Origin of the sequence: Bradyrhizobium sp. AZCC 1610 (assembly GCF_036924515.1) — a bacterium.
In the GTDB taxonomy this organism is placed as follows: Bacteria; Pseudomonadota; Alphaproteobacteria; order Rhizobiales; family Xanthobacteraceae; genus Bradyrhizobium.
Genome location: NZ_JAZHRR010000001.1, coordinates 621,272 through 643,644, shown reverse-complemented (window position 1 = coordinate 643,644; position 22,373 = coordinate 621,272). Strand labels below are relative to the sequence as shown.

Sequence of the window (22,373 nt, the reverse complement as noted above, 5' to 3'; positions counted from 1 at the left end):
GCCAACGAGGCCCCTAGGAACCCTGGGGCGCCCCAAAGAACCCTGGAACCCGGCTTTTCCGGATATTTGGACGTGAAATGACCGCGACTGCTGCCGTCAAAGGTGCTGCCGGATCCGCCAACTGGGCGGATGCGCTGCTATTGTCGTTTGCACAAGGCGGCTACGTCCAGGCCCACCCCGGCATCCTGCAGCCGGCCGAGCCGTTCCTCGACCTCTCCGGCGAGGACATTCGCAAGAGCCTTTATCTGACCACCGACGCGTCCGGCGAGGAGCTCTGCCTGCGCCCCGACCTCACCATTCCGGTGGCGCGCGACTATCTCGCCTCCGGGCGCGCCGGCCAGCCCGCCGGCTTCAGCTATCTCGGGCCGGTGTTTCGCTATCGCGGCGGCCAGCCGAGCGAGTTTCTCCAGGCCGGCATCGAATCCTTTGGCCGGCAGGACCGCGCCGCAGCGGATGCGGAAATGCTGGCGCTGGCGCTCGAAGCTACCACCGCCTTCGGATTGAAGGACGTCGAAATCCGCACCGGCGACGTCGCCCTGTTCACCGCGCTGATCGACGCGCTTAATCTCTACCCGGTCTGGCGGCGGCGGCTGATCAAGGATTTCAACCGCAAGATCAGCCTCGCCGAGGACATCGAGCGGCTGACGCTTTCGACCGCGCCCGGCCGCAACGAATATGAGGGCGTGCTGGCCGCACTTGCCGGCTCCGACCGCAAGGCGGCGCTGGCGCTGGTCACCGACCTGATGTCGATCGCCGGCGCTACCAATGTGGGCGGACGGACGGTGGCCGAAATCGCCGACCGCTTCCTCGAACAATCGACCTTGAAGGGCGGCGCGCTGCCGCGCGACGCACTCGATATCATCAAGCGCTTCCTCGCGATCGCGGGCGATCCCGATGAATCGGTCGCGCAACTGCGTGCGCTGGCCTCGGACGCAAAACTTGATCTGTCAGCGGCGATCGATCAGCTCGAAAGCCGTATCGGCTTCATGGCTGCGCGCGGCATCGACACGAAACTGACGCGGTTTTCCACCTCGTTCGGCCGCGGGCTCGACTACTACACCGGCTTCGAATTCGAGCTGCACGCCAAGGGAAATGCCAAGGGAACACCGAAGGGAAATACCAGGGCTAACGGCGTCGAACCGCTGTGTAGCAGGCGGGCGCTATGATGGCCTGATGACGCAACTCGGTTCGCCCACGCCGATCCCGGCGGTCGGATTCTCGGTGTGGATCGAAGCCTTGACGCAACTCGGCAAACAAGGGAGCGCCGCATGACCGCTCCCTTCGTTCTTGCCGTTCCCTCCAAGGGCCGCCTGCAGGAGAACGCTGAGGCGTTTTTCACCCGCGCAGGGCTCTCACTGGCGAAACCGCGCGGCGCGCGCGACTATCGCGGCACCATCGCGGGCCTCGACAATGTCGAGATCGCCTATCTCTCCGCGAGCGAAATCGCTTCGCAATTGGCGCGCGGCATGGTGCATCTCGGCGTCACCGGCGAGGATCTGTTGCGCGAAAGCATTGCGGACGCCGACAAGCGCATATTGCTGATCGACAGTCTCGGCTTCGGCAGCGCCAATGTCGTGGTCGCGGTGCCGCAGGCCTGGATCGACGTCCGCACCATGGCCGATCTCGACGACGTCACCACCGGCTTCCGCGCCAAGCATAACCGGCGGATGCGGGTCGCGACCAAATACATCAACCTGACCCGCAACTTCTTCGCCGCGCACGGCGTGGTCGATTACCGCATCGTCGAAAGCGCCGGCGCCACCGAGGGCGCGCCCGCCGTCGGCACCGCCGAGATGATCGTCGACATCACCACCACGGGCGCCACGCTTGCCGCCAATGGCCTCAAGGTGCTCGACGACGGCGTGATCCTGCGCAGCCAGGCCAACCTCGTGGCCTCCAAGGACGCCGACTGGTCGACTGACGCCCGCGAGACTGCGCGCGTCATCCTCGACCACATCGCCGCGCGGGCGCGGGCCAGCAAATACCGCGAGGTGAGAACGCGTTTCGCCGGCTGCAACGATGCGTTGCTGGCGGAAGCCCATAATCGTTTTGGTGTGGTGGCGCCGTTCGGCGGGCCAACCTCCTCGGGCATGATCACGCTGCACTGCCCGCCGATGCAGCTTTACGCGCTCGGCAGTTTCCTGCGTGAGCATGGCGCCGACACGGTTTCGATCGCCTCGCTCGACTATGTGCTCGACCGGGAAAACCCGTTGTTTGCCAGGCTCGAGGCGTTCTTGCGGCAATAAGGCTGCCGTTTCGTTCATCGTTGCGACAGCTTTCGTTCATCGTTGCGACAGCTAGCGGCGCGTAACATATACGGTTGGATAATCTGGGACCTGATCGATGATGCTCGGCTCTGACGTTTCCCGCCTGTCGACGACCGCAGCCGGCGCCGCCGCGCAAGGCCTGTCGATTGTCGTGCCGCTGTACAATGAGGCGGCGGGGCTCGCTTTGCTGCACGAGCGGCTGGTCGGCCTCGCCCGCACGCTGAAGGCACGTTACGGCCTCGGAAGCGAAGTGGTCTATGTCGACGACGGCAGCGCCGACAATACGCTGGCGATCGCGCGTTCGCTTGACGCTGACGCGCTCGACATCCAGGTGGTGTCGCTGTCGCGCAATTTCGGCAAGGAGGCCGCGCTGATGGCGGGGCTGGACCATGCCCGCCGCGGCGCGGTGCTGTTCATGGACGGCGACGGGCAGCATCCACCGAGCCTGGTCGAAAAACTGGTCGCGCACTGGATCGATGACGGCTACGACGTCGTCTATACGGCCAAGGCGCATCGCGACAATGAATCGTTCCTGCGCCGCCAGGCCGTGCACGGCTTCTACGCGCTGATCAACTGGGGCGCGCGGCAGAAGATCCCCGAGGATGCCGGCGATTTCCGCCTGCTGTCGCCGCGGGCGGCCACGGCGCTGCGCCAGCTTCCCGAGCGCAACCGCTTCTTCAAGGGCCTGTCGAACTGGATCGGCTTCCGCCAGATCCGCGTCGATTACGAGCCGGCGCCGCGCGCGCACGGCGTCACGACGTTCAGCCCCGGCCGGCTGATCGGACTGTCGATCGAGGGGTTGACGTCGTTCTCGGTGGCGCCGTTGCGCTTTGCGAGCCTGCTCGGCGTGCTGCTGGCGATCAGCGCCTTCCTGTTCGGCCTGACCATTCTCTGGGAGGTCTGGACCACGGGCAAGCAGGTCCCCGGCTATCCCTCGCTGATGATCGGCCTGATGACGATCGGCGGCGTGCAGCTCATCATGATCGGCATCGTCGGCGAATATATCGGCAAGATCCTCTCCGAGCTGAAGGCGCGCCCGATCTACTTCGTCGCCGAGCACTCCGAAAAACGTGCCGATGGCGAGACGGCGGCGAGCGCCACTGAGCGGACCGCCGCCGAATGAACGACGACGCGCTGCGCCGGATCTGGCTGTGCGCCGACGATTACGGGCTGGCCGAGGGCGTCAACCGCGCCATTCGCGATCTGATCTCCGGCGGCCGTCTCAATGCCACCTCGGTGATGGTGGTAGGCCCGGCGATCGGCCGCGCCGAGGTCACCGCGTTGCAGGACATCGCGGCGGCGAGCCCGCGCTGCGCGATCGGCCTGCACGCGACGCTGACCGCGCCGTTTCGTCCGCTGACGATGTATTTCAGGCCGCTCAATGGTGGTCTGTTCCTGCCGTTTCCAGCCATGCTGCGATCGGGGCTGTTGCGGCGGCTCGATCCTGAACTGATCGAGGACGAACTGCTCGCGCAGCTCGCAGCCTTCAAGGAGCTGTTCGGCCGCGCGCCCGATTTCGTCGACGGCCACCAGCACGCGCAACTCTTCCCGCAGGTGCGCGACGCCTTCCTGCGCGCGGTGAAGGAAGCCGCCCCCGGCGCCTGGGTCCGTCAGGGCGGACGCCTCAAGCCGCTGGCCAAGCTCGTCGGCGCGCCGAAGGCGCTGGTGCTCGACGTTCTCAGCGCGCAATTCCGCAAGCGCGCCACCGACGCAAAAATCCCGTTCAACCCTGCCTTCGCCGGCGCCTATGATTTTTCGAAAGCGTCCGATTTCGGCGTGCTGATGGGTGAGTTCCTTCAGGACTTGCCGGAAGGCGGGCTCGTGATGTGCCACCCTGGTTTCGTCGACGAGACGCTCGAGAATCTCGATCCCCTGACCACCCAGCGCGAGGCGGAACACGCGTTTCTGGCCAGCGATCGATTCCCGACATTACTTGTGGCGAATAAAATTACATTAAGTTGACAAGACTCGGAGTTGATAAGACCCGGGAAATCCGCCTGGCGTTTTGTCGCATACCAAAATTTAATTCGGCCACCCACTACTTGCGACACAAAGCTCACCCTACATCTTCCCGGCGCGTTGACGACGATCCGACGCGAAGGAGAGGGCCATGACACCGCAAGAACGCCAACTGATTGACGATCTTTTTGACCGGCTCGCCAAGCTGGAGAGCGCCAAGCGCGATCCGGAGGCGATGTCAGCGATCATGCAGGGCCTGCGCAACGCGCCCAATGCGGTCTACGCGCTGGTGCAGACGGCGCTGGTGCAGGACGAAGCGCTGAAACGCGCCGACATGCGCATCCAGGAATTGGAAGCAGCGGATCAGCAAAATCAATCCGGCGGCTTCCTCGATTCGATGCGCGATGCAATTTTCGGGCAGAACCAGCCGCAGGGTTCGGTGCCCAACGTGCGTGCGCCCGATATGGCCGGCAGCCGGCCGACCTGGAACACCGGGCAGGTGCTGCAGCAGAACCAGGCGCCCGGGCAATATAATCAACCGGGCTATAATCAACCGGGCTACGCCCAGCCCTATGGCGGCGCACAGCAGCAGCCTTCCGCATTTGGCGGCGGTGGCGGCTCGTTCCTCGGAACGGCGGCGGCGGCCGCGGCCGGCGTGGTCGGCGGATCACTGCTGGCCGGCAGCATCCGCTCGATGATGGGCGGCGGCGGCAACCACCAGGCGTTCGGCGACACGGCGGGCCACAGCGGCGGCATCGAAGACCGCAGGCCGTCGAGCGACCAATCCGGCGGCGACCTGGCGCGGGACGCCGGAATCAACGACATCGGTTCGCGCGGCTCGTCCAGCCAGCGCGCCGACAACAACGACAACGATTCCGGTTCGCGGCAGGGCTTCTTCGATCAGGCCTCGCATGACGATGACGACATGGACCACGATGCCGACGGCTTCGACGGCGACGATGGTGGTGATGGCGATTACGCGTGATCGACGCGCGCGCTGAAAATCAATACGGCCGCCCAATCGGGCGGCCGTTTTTGTTTTGTAGCCCGGATGGAGCGAAGCGCAATCCGGGATAATCGATCCGCGGTGAGACCGCCCCGGATTTCGCTTCGCTCCATCCGGGCTACGGCTACCGCTCAGATCACCACGACCCTGGCGCCGACGCCGACGCGGCCGTAGAGATCGATGACGTCTTCATTGCGCATCCGGATGCAGCCGGACGACACGTTGGTGCCGATGGTCCAGGGCTCGTTGGAGCCGTGGATGCGATAGAGCGACGAACCCAGATACATCGCGCGCGCGCCGAGCGGATTTTGCGGACCGCCCTCCATGTGCCGCGGCAGATCGGGGCGCCGCGCCAGCATTTCCGGCGGCGGCGTCCAGGCCGGCCATTCCTTCTTCGCGGAGACGGTCTTGACGCCCGACCAGGTGAAGCCGGGACGGCCGACGCCGACGCCATAGCGCAGCGCCTTGCCGTCGCCCTGCACCAGGAACAGGAATTTGTTCGGGGTGTCGATCACGATGGTGCCCGGGCTTTCCTTGCCGCGATACTCGACCACCTGCTTTTCGTACTTCGGATCGAGCGGACGCTGCGCGGGGTCGAGCTCCTCCTCCCGGTGCATCGATTGCTGCGGATCCATCGGCGGCAGCAGCGCGCGCCGCCCGCCATATCCGTAATCGGGCTGCGTCTGATAGGCCGGCTGTTGCTGATAGCGCCCGCCCGGCGGCAGGTCGCCGAACAGGAATTCGATGAAGCCGCCGCCCATCTGCGAGCGTTCGGCAGAGGCGGTCCGCACCGGCGCGGGCTCGCGGGCGTAGATCACGTTGGGTTCGGCAATTGGCAAGGCGTCGATCGCACTGGCCTCACTGGTGAAGCAAAGGCAAGACGCGCTCGCAAGGAGCGCAAGGGAGATTTTTCCGGACATCGACGTACTCTGTACTGTTCGTCATTGCGGGTTGGCGGCGGCTCGACAAACGCCGCTGCACGCGATCAATACAAATCAAAACCTAATCGGTTTGGTAAACAGATCAGGCGTTTCGATTCACCATTTCGGCAATGGCGCGCGGATTTGTCCGGTAGCGTTTATTTTGCGTGAACGCGCGCCCCTCATGGTTAATCGTTGGTGTGCGGCCGCGGGCAAAGCGTCGATACGCGATGTTCCGGCGTGAACCTCACGTTAAATCGCATCGGTTTAAGACACACGTGAAGTGAAGGGGTGGGAAAAACTCATGTCGGTCAATCGCAAACGTTTTCGTATCGAACAAGCTCTTCTGGGCGACGCGCCAATTATGATGCCTGCCGTCGAAGGCGGCGAGATCGGCCCGATGCATCGTGAGATCATGGCCGAGCTGCGCGCGATCCGCGCACAGATGGCGGGCTTCGGCCACACCCCCGCCGCTTCGACCGAGCAGTCGGGGATCACCACGCGCGAGATTGCCGAATCGCACGCGTTGCTGGAAACCTATCGCGCCCAGATCGAGCAGTGCGCGAAGCTCAAGGTCGAGCTCGACCTCATCCACGACGCCATCAACCGCACCAAGCGCGAAATCGCCACGCTGCACGGCAAGAGCTTTGACGGTCAGGAAATGGCCAAGGTCAATGGCGAGCTCGGCGCCGTCGTCGGCGGCACCGAACAGGCCACCCAGCAGATTCTCGAGGCCGTCGAGGCGATCGACCAGGCCGCCACCGCATTGTCCAAGAACATCTCGGCCGACCAGCAGAAGCTGCTCAGCGAGGATATCCAGGAACGCGTCGTCGCGATCTTCGAGGCCTGCAACTTCCAGGACCTTACCGGCCAGCGCATCAGCAAAGTGATGAGCACGATGAAGTTCATCGAACAGCACATCAATGCGATGATGGATATCTGGGGCGGCGTCGATGCCATCAAGGCGCACGCCCCCCCGATCGTGGATGCCCGCGAAGGCGACGCCAAGCTGCTGAACGGCCCGAAGCTGGACGGCGACGACGGTCACGCCTCGCAGAACGACATCGACGCGCTGTTCGATTGATCGGACTGGTTAACGCAGACTAAATAAAAACGCCGGCAGCGATGCCGGCGTTTTTTTCTGTTTGAGCGGCCAACTTCTCCCCTGTCGTCGCCCGCCTTGTGCGCAATTGTGCACTGGGGCGGGCGATCCAGATGCTATGGGGAGCGGCGGCGAGGGTGTGAATGCCCTCGAGCGCCGTGATCACGCAATGGAGCACCCCATGTCGCAATCGTTTGACGCCAGCAGGTCCCTCACCGCCTTCGAACAGGATAGCACATTGGTCGCAGTGATCGAGATGAGCCAGTCGAAGTGGCTCGTTGCGGCTGTGATCCCGGGGGTCGAGCGCCAGCCCCTGAAGAAGCTTGGTGCAAATGCGGACGCTCTGCTGAAGCTGTTGCAGCGCTGGCAGGATGAAGCGCGCAAGGCCGGGCGGACGGTCAGGCGGATCGTCTGCGCCTATGAGGCCGGGCGAGACGGATTCTGGCTGGCGCGCTGGCTGCAGGCGCGCGCCATCGAGACCTACGTCATCCATGCTGCGAGTATTGCGGTGTCCCGCGAGCACCGGCGCGCCAAGACCGATCGGATCGACACGGAACTGCTGATGCGATCGTTTCTCGGCTGGCTGCATGGCGAGAAGCGCCATTGCAGCATGGTCGCGATCCCGACCATGGCAGAAGAAGATGCGCGGCGGCCGAGCCGCGAACGGGAGAGCCTCGTGGGCGAGCAGACACGGATCGTCAACCGGATCAAGGGTGTCCTCGCCCTGTTCGGCATCGGCGGGTTCAATCCGAAGCTGCGCAAGGCGGCGCAGAAGCTTGCGACGCTGCGCACCGCGGAAGGAACGCCGCTGCCGCAGAATGCCGACGCGGAGCTGCGCCACGATCTGGAGCGGCTGCGCCTGGTGCGCGACCAGATCCGCATCATCGAGAGCGAACGGGTGCGCCGGCCCGCTGTTGCGCCGGCGGCTGCGACAGGTCCTCACGCGATGGTGCGTCTGATCGCAAGGGTTTTTGGCGTCGGCATCGAGACTGCCGACATGCTGGTGAATGAGGCGTTGGTGCGCAATCTGCGTGATCGCAGAGCCGTGGCGCGCTATGCCGGACTAACCGGCGCGCCGGACGAAAGCGGCAAGCGCCACCGCGAGAAGGGACTGGCCCGCGCCGGCAACGGTCGGGTCCGCCGCGGCATGATCCAACTGGCCTGGCGCTTTCTGATCTTCCAGAAGGATAGCCGGCTCGTCCGTTGGTTCCGCGAGCGCACAGCGGATGGCCGCAGCACCACGCGCAAAACCATGATCGTGGCGCTGGCGCGCAAGCTGCTCATCGCGCTGTGGCGGCTGGCAACCACCGGCGAGATAACTGAGGGGCTCAGGCTGCGCCCGGCCGGCACTTGACCATGCAGCTTCCGCAACTCCAACACGATTGACGGTTCAGCAGCCGGCAGTCTGCCGACGACATCCGAGGTGGCGGTGATCCGCCGGAATACATGGCCTTTGCGCCGCGACCCAGAATGGACCCGCCGCCCCGGAGCTTCGCCCCCCGATGCGCATGCATGCATCATGGTTCTGGTCCCGATCGATCAACCGAATACAAGTCTGCGACGCGGTATCGCGTCCACGGTGGGCTCGCCTCGGAAATCGTCCCTATGCCGCTAACGCCAAACCTCGTCCCGCCCTCAAGCCTGCCGCCGGGCTCACGACCGTCAAGGGCTGCGTCGCTCCGCGATGGCCTGCGGCCACCCTTGACCGTCGTTCCGCCCAGGCGGCTAGTCGTCTCGGGGTCGGGACGAGGAGATGTCGGTCTTCGTCGAACAAGGAGACGACAGCAATGATCTGACAACGATCACTCTTGATCACCCCCATACAAGTATTCCAGAGACGTCAGCGATTCAGCGGAGAAGCCGCGGCGTACTGGATGCCCCGCCGGAGCCTGTCATCGGGCGCGCATTCGCGCGACCCGTTGGCGGGGCATGACGGCAAGGGAATGCAGTTTGCCTCACGCCCGCGGCGCGCAGCGCACATAGACCATGTTGCCGTAACGGACCGCGGCATCCTTTTCGATGAAGCGGGTCACGAGCACGCGGCCGTCGAACGAGACGATCTCGCGGTCCTGGTCGCTGCCGGCGGGACCGGGCGGGCCGATATAGTTCTTGCCGCCCGGGCTGCCCTTGAGGCGCAGTTCCTGCGGGGTGGCCTGGTCGGCCAGATGCATGACGACGCCGCCGCTCTGGCCGGCGCCGATCACATAAGGCTGCTTGCACTGCCCTCGCGCCGCCGCTTCGGTGCGGGCGCGGTCATTGGGATTCTGGAACGAAGCGAGGCCCCAGCGGCCGACGATCTCGTCGGAGCGGATGGTCGCCGGCATTTCCGGCGCGAGGCCGGGCTCGGCGTCGGGGGGCGGACTGGACGACAGCGACGGCAGGCTCATGCTGCTGCACGCCGCCAGCAAGATCGTCAGCGCCGACGCGATCGCCAGATTGGCAACCGTACGCGCATTACGTGAGCTGATCATCGCATTCCCCCGAGCAAATCCTTGGCCGCTCCCGTCAAGCAGCCGATAAGCAGCCGCCGATAAGCAGCCAACCGCAAAAAGCCTGCCGGAGCAATGACGTCGGTTAAAATTACGCCGCTGCGCCGATTTGGTTTCCGTAGCACCATCCTATATTGGCCTCACCAAGGCTTTAACCCCCTTGTTTGCTTGACAGGATCGGCGCCAAGCCATATTCCCCGGCCCCACGTTTAGCACTCAAATACAAAGATTGCTAAGGGTCGTGCTGCCCCGCCCGGGGCGGCGTCGAATACCCGGTATTCCCAGCCATTTTCGATGGCACAGACCTGAAACCACGCCTTCCAAAGGAACTTCAAGAGGAGACGTCATGGCTAAATCCAAATTTCGTCCGCTGCACGACCGCGTCGTGGTAAAGCGCATCGATGCCGAAGAGAAGACCAAGGGCGGCATCATCATTCCCGACAGCGCCAAGGAAAAGCCGTCGCAAGGCGAAATCACCGCCGTGGGCCCGGGCGGCCGCGACGAGGCCGGCAAGCTGATTCCGATCGACCTTCAGGTCGGCGACCGCGTGCTGTTCGGCAAATGGTCGGGTACCGAGGTCAAGCTCGACGGCGAGGAACTCCTGATCATGAAGGAGTCCGACATCATGGGCGTGCTGAGCTGACCGAATAGACCCGAACCGCCGCCGCACACCAATCGTCATGCCCGGGCTTGACCCGGGCATCCATCATTCTTCGGAAGAGTCACGCGAAGGCGATGGATTGCCGGGTCAAGCCCGGCAATGACGGCGAGGAAGAGCAGCGGCTGATTTACCCCAATTTCCAGGAGCAATTCAAATGGCTGCCAAAGACGTTAAATTTTCCGGCGACGCCCGCGACCGCATGCTGCGCGGCGTCGATATTCTCGCCAACGCCGTGAAGGTGACGCTCGGCCCCAAGGGCCGCAACGTCGTCATCGACAAGAGCTTCGGCGCTCCCCGCATCACCAAGGATGGCGTCACCGTCGCCAAGGAGATTGAGCTCGAGGACAAGTTCGAGAACATGGGCGCGCAGATGCTGCGCGAAGTCGCCTCCAAGACCAACGACACCGCCGGCGACGGCACCACCACCGCGACCGTGCTGGCGCAGGCGATCGTGCGCGAAGGCGCCAAGTCGGTCGCCGCCGGCATGAACCCGATGGACCTCAAGCGCGGCATCGACATCGCAGTCCTCGCCGTCGTCAAGGATATCGAGAAGCGCGCCAAGCCGGTCGCCTCTTCGTCCGAAGTCGCCCAGATCGGCACCATCTCGGCCAACGGCGACGCGGCCATCGGCAAGATGATCGCGCAGGCGATGCAGAAGGTCGGCAATGAAGGCGTGATCACGGTCGAGGAGAACAAGTCGCTCGAGACCGAAGTCGACATCGTCGAGGGCATGAAGTTCGACCGCGGCTACCTGTCGCCCTACTTCATCACCAACGCCGAAAAGATGACGGCCGAACTCGAAGACGTCTACGTGCTGCTGCACGAGAAGAAGCTGTCCGGCCTGCAGTCGATGCTGCCGGTGCTGGAAGCCGTGGTGCAGTCGGGCCGTCCGCTGCTGATCGTCGCCGAGGACGTCGAGGGCGAGGCACTGGCGACACTCGTCGTCAACCGCCTGCGCGGCGGCCTGAAGGTCGCCGCCGTCAAGGCGCCGGGCTTCGGCGATCGCCGCAAGGCGATGCTGGAAGACATCGCGATCCTGACCGGCGGTCAGCTGATCTCAGATGAACTCGGCATGAAGCTCGAAAGCGTCACCATCAACATGCTCGGCCGCGCCGGCAAGGTGGTGATCGACAAGGAAAACACCACGATCGTCAAGGGCGCCGGCAAGAAGAAGGACATCGAAGCCCGCGTCACGCAGATCAAGGCGCAGATCGAGGAAACCACCTCGGACTACGACCGCGAAAAGCTGCAGGAGCGTCTGGCCAAGCTCGCCGGCGGCGTCGCGGTGATCCGCGTCGGCGGCGCGACCGAGATCGAGGTCAAGGAAAAGAAGGATCGCGTCGAGGACGCCCTCAACGCGACCCGTGCGGCCGTCCAGGAAGGCATCGTGCCGGGCGGCGGCGTGGCGCTGCTGCGCGCCAAGAAAGCCGTCGGCCGCATCCACAACGACAATTCCGACGTCCAGGCCGGTATCAATATCGTGCTGAAGGCGCTGGAAGCTCCGGTCCGCCAGATCTCGGAGAATGCCGGTGTCGAGGGCTCGATCGTGGTCGGCAAGATCCTCGAGAACAAGTCCGAGACCTTCGGCTTCGACGCCCAGACCGAGGAATATGTCGATATGGTCGACAAGGGCATCATCGACCCGGCCAAGGTGGTTCGTACCGCGCTGCAGGACGCTTCGTCGGTCGCGGGCCTGCTGGTGACCACCGAAGCCATGGTCGCCGAACTGCCAAGGGAGCCCGCGCCGGCGATGCCCGGCGGTGGCGGCGGCATGGGTGGAATGGGCGGCATGGGCTTCTAAGGCCTGGCTTTCCCAAGCAAACAGATCGAAGGCTGCCTCCGGGCGGCCTTCTTTTTTGGCTTTTTTTGGCGATGAAGCACGCCCGATCGGTTCCAGACGTGCTTGGCTCGAAAACTCTGCCGGGGTTTGCTACTTACGACCCCTGCCGATTCCATCGTTTCAGGGAATTTCATATGCGCGTGCGCTCCCTTCTCCTGCTCGGTCTGATCACGGTCTCCCCAAGCCTCGCTTTCGCCCAGATGAAACTTCCCTCCAAGACGGCGCCGGGCGCCATCGAGACACGCTATTTCACCGCAATCGACGGCCTGATGGACGGCAACGCCGATGTCATCCTGAAGGAAACCCGCCAGGGCAAGGCCGTCACCGCGGCCGTGCTCGACGTCTGTTACCCCGCCGCGAAGGGCTCCGACCGCAAGGACCGCTTCGTCGCCAATCTCGCCGTCCTCAACGGGCAGAACCTGACCGGCATCACGCAGAGCCTCGGTGACAAGCTGCCGGTCACCGTCAAGCTGTCGCGCAAGCCTGTCGGCGACACCTTCGAATTCCGCGGCCAGATCACGATTGGTCAGGCTGTCACCGAAGTGACCTCGACGGACAATTCCGATCTCAGCGAGAAGGAATTTCTGGACAACCAGACCAGCGACGACGGCATCACCCCGGCGCCGAAGGATTTTACCGACGTTTCGCCTGAGGCGTTCGGCGTGCGGGTCAAGCTCGACGCCGCGCTCGATTTCCTCAAAAGCCTGAAGGGCGAGGCCGTCGAGGTCGGGCTCTCGAGCCTTTCGATCTCCTGCGATGCACTGCGCGCGGGCGAGCAGACCATCAGCCTCACGGCCGATCCGGAGCGCACGGCTGCGCTGATTGCAAAGGCCAAATCGATGCCGGGCGTGGTCGCGGCGGGATGGACCAGCGGCTCTGTCGAGATGGACCGCACCATCCGCTTTGCCGCGGCCGAATGGCGCGACGGCGACAAGATCAACAAGGACAAGATCGCATCGGCGATTTCGGGCGTGCTCGCGAAAACGCTGGCCGCCAAGGCCGCAGGCACCGAGTGGGACGCCAACACCGGAAAACTGACATTGACCTTGAAGCGGCCGAGCCCGGTCTATCCGGCGCTCGGCCTCACCGAAAGCGTCGAGGTCACCGCGCTGGTCTCGCCGGACAAACCGGGTCCATCCGACAGACTGATGCTGTGGATCTCGAGCCCGGTGATAACGACCGCGGATGAAGGCACCGGCCCCAAGCTGAGCCTGTCGGAAGAGTCCACCGGCGACGAGGAAGGCGGCGAGCCAAAGGACGACAACGGTTCGGTCGAAGCGCTGGCCAGGGAATTCAAGGGCCAGCGCTGGGACGCCGACAGGAGCGTGTGGAAGTAAGGTCGCATGCCAGCACGATGGGGCGAGGGCGACCGGCAGGCTGCGCGCGTATCAACGCCTTCCCGCCACGGTACAGTGCGCAATGATCTGGTCCCGTGCCTCGATTGTTAAGATTCGATTCAGCTTAGAGGAACATCATCGGTTCGCCGAAATGTGGGTCACGCCATGCAAGACCGCGAGCCGAGTACCGTTGAAAGCATCTTGTCGGGGAATGTGGTTGCCGGCCAGTGGCGGGAGCAACGGGCGAACCTGTGGAATTTCGTGAAGCCCGATCGCGACGAAGTATTGGTGGTGCGGGAGCCATTTGGCGATCGGGCACGCACCGCTTTGCTGGTCACTGTCGCAGCGGTGGCAAGCTTTGGGCTGGGATGGGCCGGCGGTCTGAATTGGCCCCAGTTCGCAAACACGCTCGATCCTGTAGCAGTCGCGCAGAACGAAACGCCCTCGCCGCGAATTTCTGAAGCGCGATCAAGCGGCAGGATTGAAGGCACTCGAAAAACGGCATCCGCGTCAGATGCGCCTGCCATTGTCGGAAGCATTCCCAAGCCATCCGCGCTGTTGCCGGGCGGTGCACGCCCGTCTGCGAGCCCGGCCTCCCAGGCAAATGCGAGCCCTTCCGCCGCTGCGATCGCGATGCGGCAGCCGCTGGTGGCGGCGCCGGAAACCAGGCCGGCGACGATTCCCGGTTGGACGGTTGTTGATGTCCGGGACGGCACCGCTGTTCTCGAAGGTCCTGACGGTATCAGGATGGCCGCACGCGGCGACACCATTCCCGGAATCGGACGCGTGGAGTCCATCGTGCGCTGGGGCAACCGCTGGGTCATTGCCACTGCCAGCGGATTGATTGCGACGCAGTAACTGGGCTTCCGTCCTAATTCGTATTGATCCGGAAGCGCAGCGTCTTCGCGCCGACGAACGATACGAAATCGCCCTGCCGCTTCCAGGTGCCCGCCTCAGCCAGGGCCGCGATCAGTTCATCATCTTGTTGCGCGCGATCCGACGGACAAGTGCGGTTCTCCATCGCGCCGGGAACGAAAATCACGGTATTGCCAGCGACCGAGAACTGGCCCTTGCCGCCCTTGCACCAAAGTTCGAGGATCACCTCGCCCTTGTCGCCGATCTCGAGATTGGGAATCCGCTTCGACCCGCGCTGACGATCCACGTCGAGTGTCATTTCCGATCCGAACGGAAAGCCGTCATCGGCGAAGGCCGGGCTCAACGCCAGGACCGTTGCGATCAGCAAGAGCGAAGCAGTGCCTGCCCGCGCCATACCTGCGAATGAAATCATGCAACCTCTCGAAAAATACCTGACCTACCGCGCCGGGCGCCGTTCTATTGGACAAGTCCGTCGTTGGCTAGACGGCCGCGCCCGCAAAAAAAACACGGATGCCGGCCACGGGGATTTTAGCTGCCGTCGATAGCGCCTGCTTCAGCACCAGCATCGTGAACGGATAGACGTAAGCCTGCAGCGTCACGGGCACGCCGACGAGGCACCAGTTGGTTGCGGTCGAGGCGACGACGATCGATTGCGTCGATCATCTTGCCCATGACGCCAATGTTGGCGACGACAAGCGCGATGATGGCCGCGAGATGCGCCTTGACCTTGCCGTTGGCAATCAGCACCAGCAGGGCGACGACAGGCAGGGTGGCCGCCATCGTCGACGGGGCGGTGTTGCCAGGCAGATTATAGTGTTGGTCCCACATTTTGGTTCTCCCGCATTTGTTATTGGCGCGCCCGGCAGCGTGGTGGGACCGGATGCGGAGTTGAGCGATTTGCGGGAACAACCTTGCAAGGCGAGGTTGGGCTGCATTAATGCGCCCCAACGCTCACAACCTCGCGAAGTTCGATGGCCGCCGCCCCTCGCCGTCGCAGCCATGCTAGGGTCAAGCCGACCCTTGCGACAAGCCGTCGCAGGCAGCCCTTCCTAACCTTAGTCGTAGACCTGATTCCTCTATCCCTTCAGGGCCTTAAGCCCATTTTCCGGAGACGGTGATCTGTGAACAACATCCGCCCGAAGCTCACCACGGTATGGCGCATCGCCGCCCCCTACTTCCGCTCCGAGGACAAATGGGCCGGCCGCGGGCTGCTTGCCGCCGTGATCGCCATTGAGCTTGCGATCGTCGGCATCAACGTCCTGATCAATCAGTGGAACGCCCGCTTCTACAACGCGCTGCAGGAACGAAACTGGGACAACTTCGTCAGCGAGATCATCTATTTCAGCGTGCTAGCGACCGTTTTTATCGTGCTGGCGGTCTACCAGCTCTATCTCAATCAATGGCTGCAGATCCGTTGGCGGCGCTGGATGACCGCGCAATATCTCAGCGACTGGCTGCATCAGGCCAACCACTACCGGATGCAGCTTCAGGGCGACGCCGCAGACAACCCCGACCAGCGCATGACCGACGACGTCAAGCTGTTCGTCGATCGCACGCTCAACATCGGAGTCGGTTTGCTAAGCTCGATCGTCACGATCGCGTCGTTTGTCACGATCCTGTGGGGCCTTTCGAATGCCGCGCCGCTGCACATGTTCGGTCAGGATTATCCGATCCCCGGCTACCTGGTCTGGGGCGCGCTGATCTATTCGATACTCGGCACCATCCTGACCCATCTGATCGGCTGGCCGCTGGTCGGCATCGATTTTCGGCAGCAGCAATACGAAGCGGATTTTCGTTTCAACCTGGTGCGCGTGCGGGAAAACTCGGAACAGATCGCGCTGCTGGACGGCGAGCAGGCCGAGCGCGAGCGCCTTATGGTTCGCTTCGGACGTGTTGTTGAAAACTGGCTAGCCATCATGAACCGGACCAAGAAAATAACGGCGTTTACGGCGAGCTACAATCAGGCTTCAGTGATCTTTCCCTACGTGCTGGTGGCACCGGCCTACTTCGCAGAGAAGATCCAACTCGGCGGCATGATGCAAACCGCATCGGCGTTTTCGAACGTTCAGGGCGCGCTTTCGTTCTTCATCACCATCTACCGTCAATTGGCGGAATGGCAGGCCGTGGTTAACCGTCTCGACGGGTTCGAGGCGGGCATTGTGGCAGCGCGCGAACTCGCCACCCGTGACGACCGGATTCACGTCACCGAGGGAGGCGACGGCACCATCGACCTCAAGGGGCTGGCGCTGCGGCTGCCGAACGGAACGCCGCTGGTAAACGCGAGTGGACTGAGTTTGCGCAAGGGCGAGCGCACGCTGATGACGGGTCCCTCCGGCTCCGGCAAATCGACGCTGTTCCGTGCCATTGCCGGTATCTGGCCGTTCGGGACCGGCTCCATCACGATTCCGGCCGGAGCAACCATGATGATGCTGCCGCAGCGACCGTATTTCCCGACCGGGTCGCTGCGGGGCGCGATCGAGTACCCCGCCAAGGAAGGGACATTTACCGACGTTCAAATCGCCGACGCGCTCGCGTCGGTAGGACTTCCGAAGCTCGCGCCGCAACTCGACGAACACGGGCACTGGAACCGGACGCTTTCGCTCGGCGAACAGCAACGCCTTGGGCTGACCCGCGCGCTGCTGCACGCCCCGCAGTATTTGTTCCTGGACGAAGCGACGGCGTCGCTCGACGAACCTTCGGAGGCAGCACTGTATCAACTGCTCGAGAAGAAGCTGCTGACGACCACCATCGTCTCGATCGGCCATCGCTCGACGCTGGATGCCTTCCACCAGCGCAATATCGTGCTCGCCCGTGACGGCGATCGATTCGCGCTGCAGAAGGGAAAGAGCGTCGCTGCGTCGTGAGCGTGTAGCCCGGATGAAGCGAAGCGTAATCCGGGATAAATTCATCCGCTCGTAAACTGGTCCCGGATTTCGCTTCATCCGGGCTACGCTTCCAAGGCGCCGATGGCGATCGCGCCGCCGAGGCCCGCGACCGCGCCCGCCACGACGCTGCGGTGATCGTTGCGGGAGATCGCCTTCTGCGCCGCGCGCCGCCAATCCCGTTTCATCCGCTCCACCCAAAAAGAAAAGAGGCGGCAGATCGCTCTGCCGCCCCTCGTCTTCGACAGGAAGATCTTACTTCAGGTTGGTCAACGCGGTCAGGTCAGCCGACAGCTTGACGATACCGGCGGCGCCGCACCAGTTCGAACCCACGCCGGTCGGATTGATCGGGGTGACGAAGGTGCCCTGGTTTACAGCGAGGTTGCCGCGGGCTGAGAAGTCGCTGGTGAAGGCGTTGCAATCACCCTTCGACAGGTTGGTGTCGGAGTAACGGAAGTCCAGCGTGAACACCTTGTAGGTGAAGCCGATGCCGACATTCCAAGTGTTGTAGTCGGCATAGTTGATGCCGTTCGGGAACGCAGGGACACCGTAGAACGAGTCTGACGTGCCCAGCCACTGGCGGCCGAACTCACCCGACACATACATGCCGATGCCGCTGGCGCCGAACCAGGTGCTCGGCGCGATCGCCTTGCCGACGATCGAAGCATAGGTGCCTTCGGCGCCGCTGTTGAGGAAGCTCGGCGTATAGTAGACGTTGCCGCCCATCGAGAAGTTGTCGTTGAAGGTGTAGTTTACCTTGCCGTAGACCTCGAAGAAGCTGAGGTCTTTCTTGATGACGTTGCCGTTGATCAGCGCGTTGGTCTGGCATTCGAGGCTGAGCGGAACGCCGGCAGTATCGGTGGCCGCGCCGTAGTGGCAGGTTCCACCCGGATACATGTAGCCCCAAGCGCCGACGTCGAAGGCGAATTGGCCAACCGTCAGGCGCGCGCCGCCGTAAGCGTCGACTTCAGCCGCTGCACGGTTCGGGAACGAGATGCTGGCGCCGCCCACACCGACATAGAGCTGGAAATCCTTGGTGACGTTGTAGCGCGGCTCGAAATAGACGTTGACGGACGGCTTGTGGTTGGACTGGGTGATGCCGCGGAAAATGTAGTCATTGGTGATCCCGCCGCCGAAGGCGAAATCCCAGGGATCGAACGCGACCGGCGGCGGCGCCTTGACGGCCTTCAACCGCATATCCGCAGCGAGAGCCGGAGCCGATACCATTGCCAGCGCCGTTGCCAACAAAGCCAGTTTCTTCATGACGATCCCCATCACCTTCTAAAACAGTCCTGTACCGGCGCCCCCAGGGCAAGCGACAACTGACTGCGGCCAAATTTCTTAACGTGTTTGCAATCTGGTCCGCAGCGTCACGATCGTGAAGCAAAAAAGGCAAGCATGTGCCGCCTTTTTAGGCGTTCTGACCATTTCGGAAAATGTTGTCGGCGGGTGTTGCATTCCCATCACATTTTTGGCGATTTCCGGGTCGTATTCACGACATGGGAATCCGAAAAGCCACTATGGGGACGCAGTCGGACAGCGCTTTTTGCGAATCAACCTCCCCGTGAAACTACGGCGCCGGTGCATCGAGGCGGCCCTCACGAAAAAGGCCGCAGCGGTGGACGCTGCGGCCTTTCCGAAACGTTGTTCCCGGCAGGCGACCGTCTAGTTGTGGTCGCCGCCGTTGGACGAGCCCGACCCCCATGAGGGTGCGGACGGTTCCGGGGTCGCCCAGCTCGGCGCCGGTGTGGGCGCGGGTTCCGGCTCGGGCGCCGCCATCGCGGGCGCCGCCTTGGGAGCGGCAGGCTTGGCAACGGCCTTCTTTTTCTTTGCCGGGCTCTTCTTTGCGGCCTTCGGTGCGGCCGCCTTTGACTTCGTGGCAGCCTTCTTGGCGGATTTCTTTGCGCCCTTCTTGGCAGCCTTCTTCGCCGATTTCTTTGCAGATTTCTTGGCGGCCTTCTTCGACGCCTTCTTGGCGGACTTCTTCTTCGCCACTACGGCCTTCTTGGCCTTTTTAGCCTTCTTGCCCTTCTTGCTCTTCTTCGCCTTCGCCATCTGGTCCTCCTGTTGCCGCTGTCCATGTCTGTCGAGCGCTTCGAATAGTCCGTGGGCCAGACCGGGGCGACACTTCTTCGAAGTGCCCTCCCGCTCCATCCCTTGTCCGGGCGCGATCTCCGGGCAAACGCTTCGCGTTTGGTCCCGAAGAAACCGGATGCCGATCCCGCCATCCACATGCAGGGCAGGCTTTCCGGATCACGCCCGTAGGCCGATCGATCAATTCAATCCTGGCCGATCGATCCAGGCTTTGGACCTCCTGTCGCCCAATCGAGAAGCTCAATCGTGTGCACCACAGGAACTGACGTACCACCGGCAATTTGAACCATGCATCCAATATTGCCTGCAGCGATCATGTCCGGTTTGACTGTCGCAATATTGGCGATCTTCCGATCGCGCAATCTGCTCGCAATGTCGGGCTGGAGAATGTTGTAGGTCCCCGCCGAACCGCAACACAAATGGCTCTCGGGCACATCTTTCACCACGAATCCATTCTTGGAAAGCAATTCTTTCGGAAGGCCTGTGATTTTCTGTCCATGCTGCAGCGAACATGCCGAGTGATAGGCCACTGTTACGTCGCCTTTCTGGCGCGATGGCGTGAGCGCGAGGCCTGCGAGATACTCGGTGATATCCTTTGCCATCGCAGAAATCTGCGCCGCGCTTTCCGCGAAATCGAGGTCCTCGCGCAGCATGAAACCATAGTCCTTGATGACCGTGCCGCAGCCCGATGCCGTGACCAGGATGGCGTCGAGGCCGCCCTGCTCCGCCTCCTTTTTCCACACCGTGATGTTGGCGCGCGCCCGCGCCAGCGCGTCGCCGTCCTGCCCGAGGTGGTGGGTGAGCGCGCCGCAGCATTGCTCGTCCTTGACCAGGACGACCTCGATGCCATGGCGCGTCAGGAGATTGATGGCGGCCTGGTTGATGCGCGGCGCCAGCACCTGCTGGGCGCAGCCCTGCAGCAGCGCGACCCGCCCGTGCCGCTCGCCCGCGGCCGCAAAGACGCTGCCGCCCGAGGGCCCCGGCGGGGGAAGGCCGTTCGGCGCGAGCGCCAGCATCGCCTTGATCCGCCGCAACAGGCCGGGTGTCGCGGCCGCATTTGACGCCGGCAGCAGGGCCGCAAACGGCCGGGCGAGCCGCGCCATGATCATACTGGCGCGAAACAGCTTTGGCCGCGGCAGCACCAGCGCCAGCACCGCGCGCAACGCCCGCTCCGCCAGCGGCCTGGAAAAATCCCGTTCGATCCGGACCCGCGCCTGATCGACCAGGTGCATGTAGTGCACCCCCGACGGACAGGTGGTCATGCAGGCAAGGCAGGAGAGGCAGCGGTCGATATGCTTGACTACCTCCGCGGTCGGCGGGCGGTCCTTTTCCAGCATCTCCTTGATCAGGTAGATGCGACCGCGCGGGCTATCGAGCTCGTCGCCGAGCAGGACATAGGTCGGACAGGTCGCGGTGCAGAACCCGCAATGCACGCAGGCGCGCAGGATCTTGTCGGCTTCCGCGATATCGGGATCGGCGAGCTGAGTGAGCGAGAACTCGGTTTTCATGGCGCTGACATCGGCAGCATCCGGCCGCGGTTGAGGATGATCTTGGGATCGAAACTGTTGCGCACGCGCTGGCTCAGCGCGGCGAGGCCGTCAGCCTGCGGATGGAAGACGTCGACATTTTGCCTGGTCTGCTCGGACGCCCGGATCAGCGAGGCGTGGCCGCCGGCGGCCTCGACGCGCTGACGCACCAGCGCGGCTAGCGCATCCGGCTTGGGTGGCAATGCCGCCCAGATCAGGCCGCCGCCCCAATCATAGATCACGTCGCCCCCGCTGTCGCGCGCCAGCGCCTGGCCGAGCGCGCCGCCTGCGGCCGGTGGACAAACGATCCGCCACACCGGCCAGGCGCCGAGCGCGCCGCCGGCAGCAAAGGGTTCGACGTCGCGGATGGCGTCCCAAACCGTTGCCGAAGCCGCATCCTCCAGCATGTCCACAGACCCGAACGGGGCCAGCGTCTTGCCCAGCGAATTGGCGCGATCGGCGACCGATGCGGCAATGCCTTCGAGCCGCAGCAGCGTGACCGCCCGCCCCTGCGTCGAAAAACCCGCGAGCTCGCCCGTCGCGGGCCGGAATGCCGAGTTCGGCAGGTGCGCCGCGCCCGAGACGTCGTAGGGTGAGCCAAGTGCAGAGGTCATCGCCCGGTTTGCGGTCGCATCGTCCAGCCCGCTTAGCACCAGCGTGCGCTCGCTCTCCGGCTTCGGCATCACCTTGAGCGTCACTTCCGTCATGACCGCCAGCGTGCCCCACGACCCCGCCAACAGCTTGCAGAGATCGTAGCCGGTGACGTTCTTCACCACCTTACCCCCGGTTTTAAAACTGTCGCCGAAGCCGGACACCGCATGCGCGCCGAGCAGATGATCGCGGGCGCCGCCGGCCTTGATGCGGCGGGGACCGGCGAGCCCCGCGCCGATCATGCCGCCGATGGTGCCGCTGCCGGACACGCCCAGCAGCGCGGAAGTGTCCATCGGCTCGAAGGCGAATTGCTGGTTCTTGGAATCGATCAGCGACTGCACGTCGGCAAGGGGCGCACCGGCCTGCACCGTGATGATCAGCTCGTTCGGCTCGTAGGAGGTGACGGCGTTGAGCGCCGAGAGATCGAGCACCGCGTTGGTCGCCATCGGATGGCCGATCGTGCGCTTGGTGCCATGGCCAATGATCTCCAGCGGCTGATCGTCGGCGATCGCCGCGCGCACCACCTCTTCGACGTCTTTGGCGTCACGTACCTTGAGCGTATCCACGAGTGAGCCGGTAGCGAAATTTGCGGCGGAAATCAAATTTCGCGGCGCCATGCGCGAAGCGGCGGCCACGCTGGTTTCGGCGGACTGGCGTTCGGGACCGCTTCGGGCGATCACGTCCGCCGGCACCCGCGACATCCTTACTTCGGCGAGTATCGAATCATTGACGTGCAAATTTCGCTATCTGTCGAATTGTCCCC

The 22,373-nt window shown here is 63.6% G+C and carries 20 protein-coding genes and 2 pseudogenes; 13 read left to right on the top strand and 9 right to left on the bottom strand.

The genetic code is table 11. The features are described from left to right. The first annotated feature begins 77 nt into the window (after positions 1-77). The 5 genes and pseudogenes from V1279_RS03170 (at position 78) to V1279_RS03150 (ending at position 5,211) form a co-directional block, all read left to right on the top strand. Positions 78-1,272: pseudogene (locus V1279_RS03170) on the top strand (ATP phosphoribosyltransferase regulatory subunit). Then, complete coding sequence (gene hisG, locus V1279_RS03165; RefSeq protein WP_334432384.1) at positions 1,269-2,246, top strand: ATP phosphoribosyltransferase; 978 nt, start codon at positions 1,269-1,271, stop codon at positions 2,244-2,246. Before V1279_RS03170 ends, hisG begins: the two are co-directional and overlap by 4 nt. A gap of 97 nt (positions 2,247-2,343) precedes the next feature. After that, positions 2,344-3,390 (top strand): glycosyltransferase family 2 protein, encoded by a 1,047-nt coding sequence (locus V1279_RS03160; RefSeq protein WP_334432382.1) that lies wholly within the window; start codon positions 2,344-2,346, stop codon positions 3,388-3,390. Further along, a complete protein-coding gene (locus tag V1279_RS03155) occupies positions 3,387-4,229 on the top strand; it encodes a ChbG/HpnK family deacetylase (protein WP_334432380.1) in 843 nt (280 codons plus the stop codon). Before V1279_RS03160 ends, V1279_RS03155 begins: the two co-directional genes overlap by 4 nt. A 148-nt stretch (positions 4,230-4,377) precedes the next feature. Next, positions 4,378-5,211 carry a DUF2076 domain-containing protein gene (locus V1279_RS03150; RefSeq protein WP_334432377.1) on the top strand — a complete coding sequence of 278 codons (834 nt, stop codon included), beginning with the start codon at positions 4,378-4,380 and terminating at the stop codon, positions 5,209-5,211. Positions 5,212-5,363: 152 nt separating this feature from the next. On the opposite strand, the gene V1279_RS03145 is transcribed toward V1279_RS03150, so the two are convergent. Beyond that, positions 5,364-6,152, bottom strand: coding sequence for a L,D-transpeptidase (locus V1279_RS03145; protein WP_334432375.1), 789 nt, complete (start codon positions 6,150-6,152; stop codon positions 5,364-5,366). On the opposite strand from V1279_RS03145, the gene V1279_RS03140 reads away from it, so the two are divergent. The 3 genes from V1279_RS03140 (at position 6,052) to V1279_RS03130 (ending at position 8,608) form a co-directional block, all read left to right on the top strand. Then, positions 6,052-6,396 (top strand): hypothetical protein, encoded by a 345-nt coding sequence (locus tag V1279_RS03140; RefSeq protein ID WP_334446758.1) that lies wholly within the window; start codon positions 6,052-6,054, stop codon positions 6,394-6,396. The genes V1279_RS03145 and V1279_RS03140 overlap by 101 nt on opposite strands. A gap of 60 nt (positions 6,397-6,456) precedes the next feature. After that, a complete protein-coding gene (locus V1279_RS03135; RefSeq protein WP_334432373.1) occupies positions 6,457-7,236 on the top strand; it encodes a protein phosphatase CheZ in 780 nt (259 codons plus the stop codon). Between the two features lie 199 nt (positions 7,237-7,435). Continuing rightward, positions 7,436-8,608 (top strand): IS110 family transposase, encoded by a 1,173-nt coding sequence (locus V1279_RS03130; protein WP_334432371.1) that lies wholly within the window; start codon positions 7,436-7,438, stop codon positions 8,606-8,608. 601 nt (positions 8,609-9,209) lie between these two features. Here the strand turns inward: V1279_RS03130 and V1279_RS03125 are convergent. Further along, complete coding sequence (locus V1279_RS03125; protein WP_334432368.1) at positions 9,210-9,725, bottom strand: hypothetical protein; 516 nt, start codon at positions 9,723-9,725, stop codon at positions 9,210-9,212. Positions 9,726-10,089: 364 nt separating this feature from the next. Between V1279_RS03125 and V1279_RS03120 the strand changes: the two genes are divergently transcribed. The 4 genes from V1279_RS03120 to V1279_RS03105 all read left to right on the top strand — a co-directional run bounded on the left by V1279_RS03120 (position 10,090) and on the right by V1279_RS03105 (position 14,439). Next, positions 10,090-10,386 (top strand): co-chaperone GroES, encoded by a 297-nt coding sequence (locus V1279_RS03120; RefSeq protein WP_334432363.1) that lies wholly within the window; start codon positions 10,090-10,092, stop codon positions 10,384-10,386. Between the two features lie 172 nt (positions 10,387-10,558). Beyond that, positions 10,559-12,205: a chaperonin GroEL gene (groL, locus tag V1279_RS03115; RefSeq protein ID WP_334432361.1), complete on the top strand. Its 1,647-nt coding sequence runs from the start codon at positions 10,559-10,561 to the stop codon at positions 12,203-12,205. Positions 12,206-12,378: 173 nt separating this feature from the next. Continuing rightward, positions 12,379-13,581 (top strand): hypothetical protein, encoded by a 1,203-nt coding sequence (locus tag V1279_RS03110; RefSeq protein ID WP_334432359.1) that lies wholly within the window; start codon positions 12,379-12,381, stop codon positions 13,579-13,581. A gap of 201 nt (positions 13,582-13,782) precedes the next feature. Next, positions 13,783-14,439: a hypothetical protein gene (locus V1279_RS03105; protein ID WP_334432357.1), complete on the top strand. Its 657-nt coding sequence runs from the start codon at positions 13,783-13,785 to the stop codon at positions 14,437-14,439. 13 nt (positions 14,440-14,452) lie between these two features. On the opposite strand, the gene V1279_RS03100 is transcribed toward V1279_RS03105, so the two are convergent. Together V1279_RS03100 and V1279_RS37740 are read right to left on the bottom strand one after the other, a co-directional pair. Beyond that, positions 14,453-14,869, bottom strand: a complete 417-nt coding sequence (locus tag V1279_RS03100) for an META domain-containing protein (RefSeq protein WP_334432353.1) — start codon at positions 14,867-14,869, stop codon at positions 14,453-14,455. Between the two features lie 67 nt (positions 14,870-14,936). Beyond that, a pseudogene (locus tag V1279_RS37740) lies at positions 14,937-15,162 on the bottom strand (hypothetical protein); the annotation flags it as partial. Positions 15,163-15,578: 416 nt separating this feature from the next. Here V1279_RS37740 and V1279_RS03090 point away from each other — a divergent pair. Continuing rightward, positions 15,579-17,321, top strand: a complete 1,743-nt coding sequence (locus V1279_RS03090) for an ABC transporter ATP-binding protein/permease (protein ID WP_334432351.1) — start codon at positions 15,579-15,581, stop codon at positions 17,319-17,321. 83 nt (positions 17,322-17,404) lie between these two features. Here the strand turns inward: V1279_RS03090 and V1279_RS03085 are convergent, their stop codons facing one another. From V1279_RS03085 to V1279_RS03065, 5 genes are all read right to left on the bottom strand, one after another. Further along, positions 17,405-17,527: a hypothetical protein gene (locus tag V1279_RS03085; protein WP_334432349.1), complete on the bottom strand. Its 123-nt coding sequence runs from the start codon at positions 17,525-17,527 to the stop codon at positions 17,405-17,407. A gap of 67 nt (positions 17,528-17,594) precedes the next feature. After that, positions 17,595-18,602, bottom strand: coding sequence for a TorF family putative porin (locus V1279_RS03080; RefSeq protein WP_334432346.1), 1,008 nt, complete (start codon positions 18,600-18,602; stop codon positions 17,595-17,597). A gap of 402 nt (positions 18,603-19,004) precedes the next feature. Then, positions 19,005-19,394 carry a hypothetical protein gene (locus tag V1279_RS03075; protein ID WP_334432344.1) on the bottom strand — a complete coding sequence of 130 codons (390 nt, stop codon included), beginning with the start codon at positions 19,392-19,394 and terminating at the stop codon, positions 19,005-19,007. A 224-nt stretch (positions 19,395-19,618) separates the two neighbouring features. Beyond that, a complete protein-coding gene (gene glcF / locus V1279_RS03070) occupies positions 19,619-20,941 on the bottom strand; it encodes a glycolate oxidase subunit GlcF (protein ID WP_334432342.1) in 1,323 nt (440 codons plus the stop codon). Then, on the bottom strand, positions 20,938-22,176 hold the full coding sequence (locus tag V1279_RS03065) for an FAD-binding protein (protein ID WP_334446181.1): 1,239 nt from the start codon (positions 22,174-22,176) through the stop codon (positions 20,938-20,940). The genes glcF and V1279_RS03065 overlap by 4 nt, the downstream gene beginning before the upstream one ends. Positions 22,177-22,373: the final 197 nt, after the last annotated feature.